Raw genomic sequence first — 14,042 nt, forward strand, 5'->3', positions numbered from 1 at the left:
TGCGATTTCGCAGAACGGGTTCATCGACATCTTGACGTTGGCGAGGTCGACGCCGGAATTGTCCGCCTTGACGCGGACCTTGACGTTGTAATCGACAACGCGTTTGACAGCTACAAGAACCTTCATGGATTCCTCGTTACTCTCCGGTGAAAAGGAAATCGCCAGGACTCATCCTGGCGGTTGATGCTCAACGGCGCACGACTCCATAAGAAGCACAAGGGCACCTCCAAAAACGCCGGCACTTGATAAGGAAAATACCAACGCCGACCACCCTATACCGTCCGTCGGACGTGACCGGGCAGTCATGAACCGTCAAGGCGTGTAAACTCCGCGCCAGAACGGCATGCCGCTGTACTTCCCACTGCCTTCGCCCTGTCTTTAGAGGGGCTCCTGAATCCTTGATTCAGCCTACGGCGAGCGCGAAACCGCCCGTATCTTGACCGGAACGCCCATTCCGGTCAATACGGCAAAATGGCCAGTCATAAGCCGCGCTTCTTTGATTTATCTAGCCTGCAGCGAATTCAAACAAACGTTTGTATTGGACGCTGGTAGTGGTGTAGATATAATGCGCCGCCTAGAGAGAAAGATGTCTCATCCGTGATCCTCCTCCCGACGTGGTGCAGGAATACTGGAGCGCGACACCAAACCTCCAATTAGAAAAATGTGAGCCTTGAGTAGGAGAGAGTCTGTGGAACGCGAATACATGGAATTCGACGTGGTCATCGTCGGTGCCGGCCCCGCAGGCCTGTCCGCCGCTTGCCGGCTGAAACAGAAAGCGGCCGAAGCGGGTCAGGAAATCAGCGTCTGCGTCGTGGAGAAAGGTTCCGAGGTCGGTGCCCATATCCTTTCCGGCGCGGTGTTCGAGCCACGGGCCCTGAACGAACTGTTCCCGGACTGGAAAGAGCTCGGCGCGCCGCTGAACACCCCCGTCAAGCGCGACGACATCTATGTCCTGCGCAGCCACGAGACCTCGACCAAGGTTCCCGACTTCTTTGTGCCCAAGACCATGCACAACGAAGGCAACTACATTATCTCCCTGGGCAACCTGTGCCGCTGGCTGGCCCAGCAGGCCGAGAACCTGGGCGTGGAAATCTACCCGGGCTTCGCCGCCCAGGAAGCGCTGTTCGACGAGAACGGCGTGGTTCGCGGGATCATCACCGGTGACCTGGGTGTCGACCGTGAAGGCCATCCGAAAGACGGCCTCTACACCCCTGGCATGGAACTGCGCGGCAAGTACACGCTGTTCGCCGAAGGCTGCCGTGGGCATATCGGCAAGCAGCTGATTTCGCGTTTCAAGCTCGACAGCAATGCCGATGCCCAGCACTACGGCATCGGCCTGAAGGAAATCTGGGAAATCGATCCGGCCAAGCATGAGCCAGGCCTGGTGGTGCACACCGCCGGTTGGCCGCTGGACATCATGAGCGCCGAGAACACCGGCGGCTCGTTCCTCTATCACCTGGAAAACAACCAGGTGGTGGTGGGTCTGATCGTCGACCTGTCCTACAGCAACACCTTCCTGTCGCCGTTCGACGAGTTCCAGCGCCTCAAGCATCACCCGGTGCTCAAACAGTACCTGGAAGGCGGCAAGCGCATCAGCTACGGCGCCCGCGCCATCTGCAAGGGCGGCCTGAACTCGCTGCCGAAGATGGTCTTCAACGGCGGCGCGCTGATCGGTTGCGACCTGGGCACCCTGAACTTCGCCAAGATCAAGGGCAGCCATACCGCGATGAAGTCCGGCATGCTCGCCGCCGAAGCCGTGGCCGAGAAGCTGCTGGCCGGTGCCGAGGGTGGCGATGAGCTGCACGGCTACGTCGAGTCGTTCAAATCGAGCTGGCTGTACGAAGAATTGTTCGCCAGCCGCAACTTCGGCCCGGCGATGCACAAGTTCGGCCCGATCGTCGGTGCCGGCTTCAACTGGCTCGACCAGAATATCTTCGGCGGCAAACTGCCGTTCACCCTGCACGACACCAAGCCGGACTATGCCTGCCTGAAGCTGGCGAAGGACTCGACGAAAATCGATTATCCGAAACCGGACGGCAAGCTCAGCTTCGACAAGCTCAGCTCGGTGTTCATCTCGGGTACCAACCATGAAGAAGAGCAGCCCTGCCACCTGAAGCTGAAAGACCCGAGCATTCCGATCGGCAAGAACCTGCCGCTCTATGATGAGCCGGCACAGCGTTACTGCCCGGCCGGTGTGTATGAGGTGATCACCCAGGAAGACGGTGCGAAGCGTTTCCAGATCAACGCCCAGAACTGCGTGCACTGCAAGACCTGTGATATCAAGGACCCTTCGCAGAACATCACCTGGGTCACCCCGGAAGGCGCCGGCGGCCCGACTTACCCGAACATGTAAGTCCTCGCTACAACAGAAAGGCCCCTTCGGGGCCTTTTTGCTTACTTAAGAATAATCTCAAGCTTGGCTGTGATTTGTGCTTACCCGCGGAGCTTGTAGCGTCCTCAAGGCCTTTTCGCGGGCAAGCCATGCCGGCACGCCCAGCTATATCGCCCCGGAAGCCTACGGCGGCGCCCCCCGTCCTTTGCTGGAGCGCGAACCGCTCAAGGTCTGGCGCGCCCTGGCGTTCGCGCTGAAAAGCCCGGCGATCCTGGTGATCGGCGAGGTGGCGGCCTGCGCGTCAAGCCAGGTTCAAGCCGCCCGCTCGTCCCCGGGGCTGCGTTCGAAGTAGCGTTTGTACTCGCGACTGAACTGCGAGGAGCTCTGATACCCGACCCGATGGGCGACCTGCGCCACACCGAGGCCGTCGGCCAGCAACAATTGTTGCGCCTTGAGCAGGCGCAGACGCTTGAGGTATTGCACCGGCGACAGCAGGGTGACGCGCTTGAAATGCTCGTGAAAGGTCGACAGGCTCATATTCGCGCAACTGGCCAGGGTCTCGACGTTCAAGGGCTCGGTGTAATGGGCATGCAAAAGACCCAGGGACGCCGCGATCCGGGAAAAATGCCCCTGCTGCTCCACCAGCGCACGCAGCACTTCCGACTGCGGCCCGCGCAAGGCGGCGAACAACAACTCGCGCACCCGCGCCTCACCCATGACACGACACTCCAGCGGGTCCCGCAGGCAACGCAGCAAGCGTTCGACGCAACCGCGCATGCTGTCATCCAGCACCACCGAGGCCATGGATTCCGGGGTCTGGGCCGCCGCCGGGCTATCATGGTTGAAGCCCATGGCCAAGACCAGCTCCCCCAGCACCGCCCGGTCGATAGCAACGGAAATCCCCAGCAGGGGCGCGCCATCACTGCCGGCAAAGGTCTCGCACTCGAAGGGCACCGAAAGGGCCTGGATCAGATAGTGTCCGGCGCCATATTCCAGGGTCCGCACCCCCAGGTAGGCCAGCTTGCTGCCCTGGACAATGATCATCAGGCTCGGCTCGTAGATCTGCGGACCACGGGCCACATCACAGCCGACGCGCAACACCTGCACGCCCGGCAACAGGGTCGGGACGAAGCCGTCACGGGTGGCCAGGGGCTCGATCAGCGCAACCAGGGGGGCATTGGCGTCCAGATGACGGGTCAACTGCATGGCAAAAACTTCACGGAAAAAGGGATGGGAACATCTTCGCAGGTCCGGGGACACAGGCGAATGGCGAAAACGCGATACCGGAGGAATAGGCAAGACACGCGGAGGAATCGCCATGGCCGTGTCCAGCTTCGACGCCGACAATGCATCGCCTCAACCGTCACAGCTTTGCGAGGCTCCTCATGTACACCGCCATCGGTTATGCCGCCCAGTCGCCAACCACGCCCCTCGCCCCCATGTCCTTCCAGCGTCGCTCGCCGCGACCTGACGATGTCGCCATCGAGATCCTCTACTGTGGCGTCTGTCACTCCGATATCCACCAGGCCCGCAACGAGTGGGGCATTGCCGTCTACCCGTTGATGCCCGGCCATGAAATCGTCGGCAAGGTCACCGCCGTCGGCGCCAACGTTACCCGGCACAAGGTCGGCGACCTGGTGGGCGTCGGCTGCATGGTCGACTCCTGCCGTCATTGCGAAGCCTGCTCCGCCGATCTGGAGCAATACTGCCTGGAAGGCCCGACCATGACCTACGCCACCCCGGATCGGGTCGATGGCAGCAACACCATGGGCGGTTACTCCGACAGCATCGTGGTCAGCGAACACTTCGTCGTGCGCATTCCGGAAAAACTCGACCTGGCCAGCGCCGCGCCGATTCTCTGCGCCGGCATCACCACCTACTCGCCGCTCAAGCACTATGGCGTCAAGCCGGGGGACAAGGTCGGGATTCTCGGCATGGGCGGCCTGGGCCATATGGGCATCAAGTTCGCCAAGGCCATGGGCGCCGAAGTCACCCTGTTCACCCGTTCGGCGAGCAAGGCCGAGGAAGGTCGTCGCCAGGGCGCCGACCATGTGATCGTGTCCACCGATGCCGGGCAGATGGCCGCCGCCGCGGGCCGCTTCAACTTCCTGCTCGATACCATCCCGGTGCAGCACGACCTCAACCCCTACCTCGACACCCTGGCCTTCGACGGCGTGCATATCCTGGTGGGCCTGATCGAGCCGGTGGACCCGGCACTGCATGCCGCCAAGCTGGTGCTCAAGCGCCGGGTACTGGCCGGTTCGCTGATCGGTGGCATTGCCGAAACCCAGGAAGTCCTGGATTTCTGCGCCGAGCACGGCATCACCTGCGACATCGAGATGCTCGATATCCGCCAGATCAACGAGGCCTACAGCCGCATGATCGCCGGTGATGTGAAATACCGTTTCGTGATCGACATGGCGACCCTCAAGGCCTGATCAAGGCTGCGTGCGCCACGGCAGGAGCCGGTAAACCGGCTCCTGCCCCTCCCACCGGGCCTGCATCCACGCAACGGCCCCCATGCTATATTCGCGTCCCTTTCCGACCCACAGAAGGAATGCCGACGTGAACAAGAAGACCGGCATCAGAGCCCAGCAAGCCGACCAGACCCGCGCGCGTATTCTCAAGGCGGCGGTGAAGGTGTTCACCCGCGACGGTTATTCCGGCGGCCGGGTCGAAAGCATCTCCCGCGAGGCCGAATCCAACGACCGCATGCTCTACTACTACTTCGGCAGCAAGGAACGCCTGTTCATTTGCGTGCTGGAACATATCTACGAGCAGTTCAACAAAGCCGAAAGCAAGCTCAAGCTGAACCTCGAGGAACCGCTGCAAGCCTTGCAGGACCTGGTGGCCTTCGTCTGGACCTACTACGTCAAGCACCCCGAATTCGTCGCCATCCTGAGCATCGAGAACCTGCACAAGGGGCGGCATGCGCAGCAGTCGGGTGAATTGCGCCGGCTTTCCGGTGAAGCGGTGGGCGTGCTGCGCCCGATCATCGAGGCCGGCCAGGCCAAGGGCATCTTTCGCCAGGACCTGGATATCAAGCATGTGTACCTGATGATCGCCTCGCTCTGTTATTTCTATAACTCCAACCAGCACACCCTGAGCTCGTTCCTGGGGGAACCGCTGGCGGAGAAACGCCAGCAGCAGGACTGGCTGGCGTTTATCAGTGACCTGGTGGTGCGCGGGGTGTTGCGCCTGCCTTAAATTCTGCAAACCCCACGGACCTGTAGGAGCCTGGCTTGCCAGCGAAGCTTTTAGCGGTCTTGAGGGCCTCTTCGCCGGCAAGCCAGGCTCCTACAGGGTTGCGGTGCTACAACGAATAGCGTTCATCAGTGAGTACCAGGATTCGCTCGAACATGGGCCACGGTCTTTTCCAAGCCCTGCCACGGCGGCGCCTCGCCGGCAAACCGGCTGCGCAGATACGCCGCCAACTCCGCCACCTGGGTATCCGACAGGCTGTCCTTGAATCCCGGCATATAACCCAGATCCCGGGTCGCCGGATTCTGGATACCCTGCAGGATCACCTTGAGCAGATTGTCCGGCACATCGCTGTGCACATTGCTGTTGGTCGCCAGTGATGGGCTGACTCCAAACAACTTCGGCCCCAGCCCATCGGCGTGGCAACCCTGGCAGGAACCTTCGAACAGGCGCTGACCGTTACTCAGTGACAACTTCACCTCAGGCACCACCTTCTGCGCAGCGGCCACCGGCCGGGTCGCCTTCTCCACCACCTGCGCTTCGGCCTGCGCCCCATTGAGCGACGCCAGGTACACCGCCATCGCCCGCACATCCTCTTTCGGCAATTTCGCCAACTCGGTGACCACCGGCCCCATCGGCCCCGTCGCAACGCCATGGGCATCGGAGTAACCGGTGCTCAGGTAGCTGAACAACTGATCCTCGGTCCACGGCGTCGGCGCCTTCGACAAACCGTTCAACGCCGGCGCCTCCCAACCATCGACCATCGCCCCGGACAGAAACGCTGCCCCGCCCTTCTCCGCACCCAGAAGATTGCGCGGTGAATGACAAGCCGCGCAGTGCCCCAATCCGTTGACCAGATAAGCCCCACGATTCCATTGCTCGCTACGCTGCGGCTGCACCTGGATTTCCCCCTTGCGCAGGAACAGGGCATTCCAGCCGGCCATCAACGGCCGCTGGTTGAACGGAAAACCCATTGCATTGGCCTTGGCCGCCTGGCTGACCGGCGCCTGGGACATCAGGTAGGCATACAGCGCCTGCATATCGGCATCGTTGATATTGCGAAACGCCGTATAGGGAAACGCCGGATACAGATTGCGCCCGTCACGACCGATGCCGTCACGCATCGCCCGCTCGAAGGCCGGATACGACCAACTGCCGATGCCGGTCTTCACATCCGGGGTGATATTGCTGCTGTACAGCGTGCCGAACGGCGTCTCCATCGCCAGCCCGCCGGCGTTGGTTACACCACCCGGCGCCGTGTGGCACACCGCGCAATCGCCGACCGCCGCCAGCAAGCGCCCACGCTCAAGGGTCGCCGTCGACCAGGTCCCGGCACTGGGCGGTGCGATAGGCGCGATTTCCCCATGCCAGGGCCAGGCCGTGGCGGCCATGCCGACCAGCGCGCCGAAGGCCGCGAACAACGAGCCGAACAACCATTTCGAACGTTTCTCCGGAGACTTCGGCGGATCCCCGGCGGTGCCGGCATTGAGCGCCTGCAACACCCGCTCGGGGGTAATCGGCAGTTCGCGAAAACGAATCCCGGTGGCATCGAAGATCGCATTGGCAATCGCCGCCGCGCTCGGCACCGAGGCCGATTCGCCGGCGCCCATGGGCGGCTCGCTCTGGCGCGGCATCATCAGCACATCGATCTGCGGCACCTCGGGAAAGGTCAGGATCGGATAACCGCCCCACTCCTTGCTCGTCACCGTCGACTCTTCAAAGGTCACCCGCTCCTTGAGCACCCGGCTGGTGGACTGGATCACATTGCCGTGAATCTGGTGCCGCACGCCGTCGGGGTTGATCATCATCCCCGAGTCATGGCCGATCACCACCCGGGTGACCGAGACATCGCCGGTCTGCCGGTCCACCGCCACATCCGCGACCCAGGCCGCCCAGGCCGCGCCGAAGCCGGGAAACTTGCTGTGGATATAACGCGCATAGGCAAAGCCGCGACCGCGCAGCAGGTGGTCTTCGTTCGGCGTTTGCATCGGCGCGGTGCGCGGGGTCCAGGCAGCTCGCTCGGCGGTGGATTTCACCAGGTCCACGGCCCGCTGGTCCGGCAGGTAACGCAGGCGATATTCCACCGGATCGACCCCGGCGGCGAAGGCCAGCTCGTCGATATAGGACTCATGGGCAAAGGTGTTGGGCAAGGCCGACACCCCGCGCATCCACGACGCCCGGACAATCGGCGACATGTCGTTGATGCTGACCCGCATATGCTCATAGGCATAAGGCGGGATCGAAGTGCGGTCGCCCATTTCGAACATTGCCGCCACCGGCTCGACCCGCCCGGTCAGCAGCAAGGCCAGGGTCGGTGCGCCATTGGACGGGTAGCTGGTCTCGAAGTCGTAGGCCGCCACGCTGCCATCGGCATTCAGGCCGCCATCGATGTCCATCAATTGCGCCGTGCCCTTGGGTTCCCAGGCGTGTTCCTGGTCACGGGTCAGTTGCACCCGTACCGGCTTGCCCACGGCGCGGGACAGCAACAGGGCGTCGGCACAGACGTCATCGGCGCAGTTGCGGCCGTAACAGCCAGAAGCCTCCATGCGGATGATCTCGATACGTTCTTCCGGGTACTCCAGCAGCCAGGCGAGGTCGGCCCGCAACAGGTGCGGATTCTGGCTGCCGGACCAGACCCGGATGCCCTCCTCGTGATAATCCGCCAAGCCACAGGATGGGCCGATGGAAGCATGCATCTGATAGGGCCAGAGGTAGGTGCGCGGCATGCGCTGGCTGGCGCCGGCGAGGGCCACATCGACATTGCCCTGGTCCAGCACCGTGCGCTTGATCCTTGGGTTGTCGCGGATCGCCTGCTCGACATCGCTCAGGTCCGGCAGCTTCTGCGTCCAGTCCTTCCAGCGTACCCGCAGTTCCCGCGCCGCCTTCGCCGCCTGTTCTTCACGCAACGCAACCACCCCGATAAAGTCGCGGATCACCACCACCGCGACGATCCCGGGGATATGGGCGATGGATGACTCATCGACCTCCAGCAGGCTGTTGCCGACAAAGTCGCCGCAATCGAAACCGGCATAAGGCGGGCGCACGACCCGACCATGGAGCATGTCCGGCACGCGCATGTCATGGACATAGATCAGCTCGCCGGTGGCCTTGGCCGGGATATCCACCCGCGCCGTGCCCTTGCCCACCAGCCGATAGTCTTCGGCCGGTTTGAGCGGCGCACTGCCACTGATACGCAACTGGTCGTGCTCGCCCGCCACCAGTTCGCTGTAGCTCAGGGCCCGGCCATCCGGCGCCTTGACGATACCGCGTTCGACCCGCAGCGCCGCCACGTTCAGCGACCAGCGCCCGGCGGCCCGCTCCAGCAGGAAGCGCTGGGCTTCGGCCGCGGCATTGCGCAGGGGAATCGCGGAGATCTGCAAGGTCGCGCTGGCAATGGTTGCGCCCTGGTTCGGCGCGCGCTCGGTGTCGCCGAGCACCATGCACACCTGCTCCACCTCCAGGTCCAGCTCCTCGGCGACGATCTGCGCCAGGGAGGTGCGAATACCGGTGCCCAGGTCCACATGGCCGTTGAAGGCATAGACGAGGCCATCGTCGTTGACCGCGATAAACAGCCCCAGCTCCTTGGGCAAGACCCGCGGCGTGCCGCCTTTGGCCACCGGCCCCGAGGGCGGCAGGATATCGTCGACGATCAGCAGCACGCCAGTCTTGGCCAGCCATTGGTCGCGGGTGGGGATGGCGTCGCTCATGGTCGTCGATCCTGGTTCAAGGCAATGGACGGGCGGCACGCAGCACCGCGCGAAGAATTTCGATATGGGTGCCGCAACGACAGAGATTGGCCGACAGCTCCTGGCGGATCTGCGCTTCGCTGGGGTGCGGGATACGGTCGAGCAAGGCCTTGGCGGTCATGATCATGCCGTTCAGGCAATAGCCGCACTGGGCGGCCTGCTCGTCGATAAAGGCCTGTTGCACCGGGTGTGGCGCCTCGCGGCTGCCGAGGCCTTCGAGGGTGACGATCTGCCGGTCCTCAGCGCCGGCCAGGGGAAACACGCAGGAGCGCGCGGCCACGCCGTCGACGATCACCGTGCAGGCGCCGCACTCCCCCAGGCCGCAGCCGTACTTGGGGCCGTTGAGCCGCAGGTCGTTGCGCAGCACCAGCAACAGCGGGGTATCGGCCATGGCCGTGACGGAGTGTCGTTGGCCGTTGACCTCAAGGGCTACCGTGATTTCCTGCATCGTCATGGAATGCGCTCGCTTCATTTGATGAAGTAACTACTACATGAAAAGGGCATGGGTTGAGAACGATGTCTCCTGACGACACACTTTTTTCGATGAAGTGGTTACTACATGAAAGGAGAGCAAGAAGAGTGCCAGTTGGACTTTCAGGCGTCCGACCATGGCATTGGAGAAACACAAAACCTGTGGGAGCGGAGCTTGCCCGCGAAAGGGGGACACCGCGGTTCTTCAGCTAGACCGCGTCATCGTTCTTCGCGGGCAAGCTCCGCTCCCACACAGGCCCGCATCCAGAAAGGGTTACTCGTCGCGGTCGTCGATCATCTTGCGCAGCAGGAACAGCACCGCGACCTGTTCGGCGGGATTGAGGTTGCTCATGGTCAGTTCGCTGATCTTCGCCGCGCAGGGCACGGTCTGCTGCACCAGCCGGCTGCCGGCCTCGGACAAACCGACAATGACCTTGCGCCGGTCTTCCGGGTCCGGCTCCAGGGTGATCAACTCACGGGCCCTGAGCCGTTCGACGATGCCGCGAATGGTCGCCTGGTCCACGGCGGTGGCCTTGACCAGTTCGGTCAGGGAGCTGGGGCCGTGATCGCGCACCGCGCACAGGGTGACGAACTGCACGGCGGTGAGCTGCGAGTCGCCGACATTCTGCTGGAAGATCGCCATATGCCGCTGGTAGGCCTTGCGCAGCAGGTGGCCGACTTGTTCGGAAAACACATAAGGGTTGGAATCAGGAGTATCCGGCACGGCAGGCTCGAAAAGGCGAGGGAGAATGGGCAGGCATGATGGACAGGTTGGGGGGCAGACTCAAGTGTGAGGTTGTCTGGCCCGGCCTCTTCGCGGGCAAGCCCTGCTCCTACAGTTTGGCGTCGAACACCGATTTTGCGCACGACATAAAAACCTGTAGGAGCAGGGCTTGTCGGATCGCCGCACCGCCGCGAAGGGGCCCGCAAGACCACCAAAAGTCTCACTGACAGCCCCTTCACCCCAGACTCAGCGCGCCCGCGACGCCTCCGGCGCCACCACATCACCGCCGATCACCACCGCCTGGTCATCCAGGTACACATCGCAATGGCGCAGCGGAATGTCCATATGGCACGGCGTCTTGCGCGTCCCGCCGACCTCGGTATTCGGCCCGGTGGAGAACAGGAAGTTGCCATAGAACGCCCGGGCATCCATGCACATGCCGTCGTTCTTGTCGTGCAGCCCCATTGCCGTCCACTGCGCCCGTGGCTGCAGGCCCCAGCCGATATGGGAGATGCCATACACCTCGGGATCATTGAAATACTTCATGTAGTCGCGCAGGTACCCGGCCTCGAAACCACCGTGGATCGAGGTGATAAAACCCTTCTCGATCTCCAGGGTGATCTTCTCCCGGGTGTAGGTCTTGAACGGCAGCAGGATATCGCCGACATCCAGTACCAGCACGCCCTCGGCGGTTTCTTCGTTCGGCCAGGAGAACAGAAAGCCGCTCGGCCAGTGATCCCAACGCCCCGGTTCATCGGCGAAACCATACTCGGTCACCGACGGATACTGCCCCAGCGCCGCGCGGAAATCGCTGCCGGCGCGGGAGGTCACATGGATCGAACGGGCCTTCTTCAACAGCTCTTCCGCCGCCAGCACCCGCACCTTGTCGGCCTCGGTCGGCAGCATCCGCGCCAGCACTTCCGGCGGCTCCACCGCCAGCAGGATGCGCGTGCCGGTCTTGAGAATCTGCTCCTGTTCCGGCGAGTGCAGCAGCATCATGGTGTCGACGATCAGATCCGCCGCTTCCAGCGCCCGCTGCGCGGCGATATTGCCGGTCAGCGCGGTGTCGCCACAGTAGGCGGTCATATCGTTGCCCATGGCCGTCGGGTGGTTGAACGACGGCAATTCCACCGCGTACACCTTGGCCCCCAGGCGCTGCGCCGCCTCCATCGCCGAACGCACGGTGCGCGGATCGGAGTAATGACTCTTGAGCACCGCGACACTCTGGGTCGAGTCGACTTTCGACAGCTTCAACACGTGTTCGAACATTTGCGTCAGTTCGCAATCACTTACCGGCATTTTCCTCTCTCCTCTTCGCTCGCGCTGCACCAAGTCGAGGCGCGACGCTTCAGTCTAGTGCGTTTTTATAGCGTACACACCATTTAGTATCGATAAGACCTGAATTCACAGCGCTCTGCAAGCAGCAGACCAAAACGTTACAAACTCACACACACCCAACAAAACAAGGTTACCTAGCGTTACCAGAGGCTAAAACCGGTAAAAATTTAATTTTCCAAGAGGCGCTAGTCTTTTTAAAAAAAGAGCGTATACACTTTAAAAACCCGGTGGCCGAATCCGCCACCCCACACTCGGAACGAGGAGCAAGCCCCATGGCAAGCACGCAAAAAATCGCCATCGTCGGCGCGGGCCTGGGTGGCGCCGCCGCCGCCACGCTGTTGCAACAAGCTGGATTCGACGTGTCGATCTACGAGCAGGCCCCGGAGTTTTCCCGCCTGGGCGCCGGGATCCACATGGGTCCGAATATCATGAAGATCTTCCGCCGCATGGGCATCGAGCAGCAGCTCGACCAGATGGGCTCGCACCCGGATCACTGGTTCAGTCGCGATGGCATGAGCGGTGACTATCTGTCGCGCATTCCCCTGGGTGAATTCGCTCGCAAGGAATACGGCGCCTCCTATGTCACCGTGCACCGTGGCGACCTGCATGCCTTGCAGATGTCGACGATCAAGCCCGGCACCCTGCACTTCAACAAGCGCCTGGAGAAGATCGAAGACACCGGCGACCAGGTGCGCCTGAGCTTCACCGACGGCACCACGGCCAGCGCCGATATCGTTATCGGCGCCGACGGCATCAATTCGAAGATCCGCGAGGAACTGCTGGGCCACGAAGCACCGCTGTACAGCGGCTGGGTCGCCCACCGCGCGCTGATCACCCGCGACAAGCTGGCCCGCTACGACCTCAATTTCGAAGACTGCATCAAGTGGTGGAGCGAGGACCGGCACATGATGGTCTACTACACCACCGGCAAACGCGATGAGTACTACTACGTCACCGGCGTGCCACACCCGGAGCTGGACTTCGAAGGCCCGTTTGTCGACAGCAGCCGCGAAGAGATGTTCGAAGCCTTCCAGGGTTACCACCCCACCGTGCAGGCGCTGATCGAATCCACCGACACCGTGACCAAATGGCCGTTGCGCAATCGCAATCCGCTGCCGCTGTGGAGCCGTGGTCGCCTGGTGCTGCTGGGCGATGCCTGCCACCCGATGAAACCGCATATGGCCCAGGGCGCCGGCATGGCCATCGAAGACGCCGCCATGCTCACCCGCTGCCTGCAGGAAACCGGCCTCGGCGACCACCGCACCGCCTTCGAACTCTATGAAGCCAACCGCAAGGAACGCGCCTCCCGGGTCCAGGCCGTGTCCAACGCCAACACCTGGCTGCGCACCCAGGAAGATCCGGCCTGGGTCTACGGTTACGACCTCTACGCCCAGGTGCTGAAATCGGGGGTGGCGGCGTGAGCACTTTCGTCCACGGCGGCAACGTCCAGGCCAACGGTATCCGCCAGCACTACCTGCGGTATGGCGGCACGGGCCCGGCGCTGATCCTGATCCCCGGCATCACCAGCCCGGCGATCACCTGGGGCTTCGTTGCCGAACGCTTCGGCCGGCACTTCGATACCTATGTGCTGGATGTCCGCGGCCGCGGCCTGTCTTCCAGCGGTCCGGAACTGGACTACAGCGCCGAGACCTGCGCGAGCGATATCGCTGCCTTCGCCGCCGCCCTGGGCCTGGACACCTACCATCTGGTCGGCCACTCCATGGGCGCGCGCTTTGCCGTGCGCAGTGCCGTGCTCAGCCCCGCCGGGGTGAAGAGCCTGGTGCTGATCGACCCGCCGGTGTCCGGTCCGGGTCGTCGCGAGTACCCGAGCAAGCTGCCCTGGTACGTCGACTCGATCCGCCAGTCGCTGATCGGGATGGACGCCGAGGCGATGCGCGCCTTCTGCGCCACCTGGACCCCGGAGCAACTGCAACTGCGCGCCGAATGGCTGCACACCTGCTACGAACCGGCCATCGTCAGGGCGTTCAACGACTTCCATACGGTGGACTTCCACCAGGACCTGCCTCGGCTCACGGCCCCCGCCCTGCTGTTGGTGGCCGGTCGCGGCGGCGTGATCCTGCCGGAGGACGAAGCCGAAATCCGCGCGCTGCAACCAGACATCCAGGTTGCCCACGTGGCCAATGCCGGCCACATGATTCCCTGGGACGACCTGGACGGTTTCTTCGCCGCCTTCGGTGACTTCCTCGGCGTGAGCCTGACTTGAACCTGA

The 14,042-nt window shown here is 62.8% G+C and carries 11 protein-coding genes and 1 pseudogene; 6 read left to right on the top strand and 6 right to left on the bottom strand.

Going from position 1 to position 14,042, the window contains the following annotated elements:
• Nucleotides 1–126: pseudogene (locus M5C56_RS18390) on the bottom strand (electron transfer flavoprotein subunit beta/FixA family protein); the annotation flags it as partial.
• Between the two features lie 562 nt (nt 127–688).
• On the opposite strand from M5C56_RS18390, the gene M5C56_RS18395 reads away from it, so the two are divergent.
• Nucleotides 689–2,353, top strand: a complete 1,665-nt coding sequence (locus M5C56_RS18395) for an electron transfer flavoprotein-ubiquinone oxidoreductase (protein ID WP_103499671.1) — start codon at nt 689–691, stop codon at nt 2,351–2,353.
• Nucleotides 2,354–2,429: 76 nt separating this feature from the next.
• On the top strand, nt 2,430–2,684 hold the full coding sequence (locus tag M5C56_RS18400) for a hypothetical protein (protein WP_247263275.1): 255 nt from the start codon (nt 2,430–2,432) through the stop codon (nt 2,682–2,684).
• On the opposite strand, the gene M5C56_RS18405 is transcribed toward M5C56_RS18400, so the two are convergent.
• Complete coding sequence (locus tag M5C56_RS18405; protein ID WP_103499672.1) at nt 2,645–3,538, bottom strand: AraC family transcriptional regulator; 894 nt, start codon at nt 3,536–3,538, stop codon at nt 2,645–2,647. The two genes, M5C56_RS18400 and M5C56_RS18405, sit on opposite strands and share 40 nt — an antisense overlap.
• A 179-nt stretch (nt 3,539–3,717) precedes the next feature.
• Between M5C56_RS18405 and M5C56_RS18410 the strand changes: the two genes are divergently transcribed.
• The gene (locus M5C56_RS18410; protein WP_103499676.1) at nt 3,718–4,770 is read left to right on the top strand and encodes an NAD(P)-dependent alcohol dehydrogenase; all 1,053 of its coding nucleotides are present in this window, start codon (nt 3,718–3,720) and stop codon (nt 4,768–4,770) included.
• A gap of 127 nt (nt 4,771–4,897) precedes the next feature.
• Complete coding sequence (locus M5C56_RS18415; RefSeq protein ID WP_248745693.1) at nt 4,898–5,539, top strand: TetR/AcrR family transcriptional regulator; 642 nt, start codon at nt 4,898–4,900, stop codon at nt 5,537–5,539.
• 125 nt (nt 5,540–5,664) lie between these two features.
• On the opposite strand, the gene M5C56_RS18420 is transcribed toward M5C56_RS18415, so the two are convergent.
• The 4 genes from M5C56_RS18420 to M5C56_RS18435 form a co-directional block, all read right to left on the bottom strand.
• A complete protein-coding gene (locus tag M5C56_RS18420; protein WP_103499674.1) occupies nt 5,665–9,240 on the bottom strand; it encodes a molybdopterin cofactor-binding domain-containing protein in 3,576 nt (1,191 codons plus the stop codon).
• 16 nt (nt 9,241–9,256) lie between these two features.
• Nucleotides 9,257–9,733, bottom strand: coding sequence for a (2Fe-2S)-binding protein (locus M5C56_RS18425; protein WP_103499675.1), 477 nt, complete (start codon nt 9,731–9,733; stop codon nt 9,257–9,259).
• Nucleotides 9,734–10,024: 291 nt separating this feature from the next.
• Nucleotides 10,025–10,474, bottom strand: coding sequence for a MarR family winged helix-turn-helix transcriptional regulator (locus tag M5C56_RS18430; RefSeq protein ID WP_100940725.1), 450 nt, complete (start codon nt 10,472–10,474; stop codon nt 10,025–10,027).
• A gap of 246 nt (nt 10,475–10,720) precedes the next feature.
• Entirely contained in the window at nt 10,721–11,773 is a 1,053-nt protein-coding gene (locus tag M5C56_RS18435; protein ID WP_103498261.1) for a 2,5-dihydroxypyridine 5,6-dioxygenase, read from the bottom strand.
• A gap of 311 nt (nt 11,774–12,084) precedes the next feature.
• On the opposite strand from M5C56_RS18435, the gene M5C56_RS18440 reads away from it, so the two are divergent.
• Entirely contained in the window at nt 12,085–13,233 is a 1,149-nt protein-coding gene (locus M5C56_RS18440) for an FAD-dependent monooxygenase (protein ID WP_103498260.1), read from the top strand.
• Nucleotides 13,230–14,036 (top strand): alpha/beta hydrolase, encoded by an 807-nt coding sequence (locus M5C56_RS18445; protein WP_103498259.1) that lies wholly within the window; start codon nt 13,230–13,232, stop codon nt 14,034–14,036. Before M5C56_RS18440 ends, M5C56_RS18445 begins: the two co-directional genes overlap by 4 nt.
• Nucleotides 14,037–14,042 lie beyond the last annotated feature (6 nt).

This window comes from Pseudomonas sp. MWU13-2862, assembly GCF_023242495.1.
GTDB classification, from domain to species: Bacteria; Pseudomonadota; Gammaproteobacteria; order Pseudomonadales; family Pseudomonadaceae; genus Aquipseudomonas; species Aquipseudomonas gingeri_D.

Excerpts from the sequence above, each read along its gene's own strand:
- M5C56_RS18405 (WP_103499672.1), bottom strand. The coding sequence starts at position 3,538 with ATGCAGTTGACCCGTCATCTGGACGCCAATGCCCCCCTGGTTGCGCTG.
- M5C56_RS18410 (WP_103499676.1), top strand. The coding sequence starts at position 3,718 with ATGTACACCGCCATCGGTTATGCCGCCCAGTCGCCAACCACGCCCCTC.
- M5C56_RS18420 (WP_103499674.1), bottom strand. The coding sequence starts at position 9,240 with ATGAGCGACGCCATCCCCACCCGCGACCAATGGCTGGCCAAGACTGGC.
- M5C56_RS18425 (WP_103499675.1), bottom strand. The coding sequence starts at position 9,733 with ATGACGATGCAGGAAATCACGGTAGCCCTTGAGGTCAACGGCCAACGA.
- M5C56_RS18435 (WP_103498261.1), bottom strand. The coding sequence starts at position 11,773 with ATGCCGGTAAGTGATTGCGAACTGACGCAAATGTTCGAACACGTGTTG.
- M5C56_RS18440 (WP_103498260.1), top strand. The coding sequence starts at position 12,085 with ATGGCAAGCACGCAAAAAATCGCCATCGTCGGCGCGGGCCTGGGTGGC.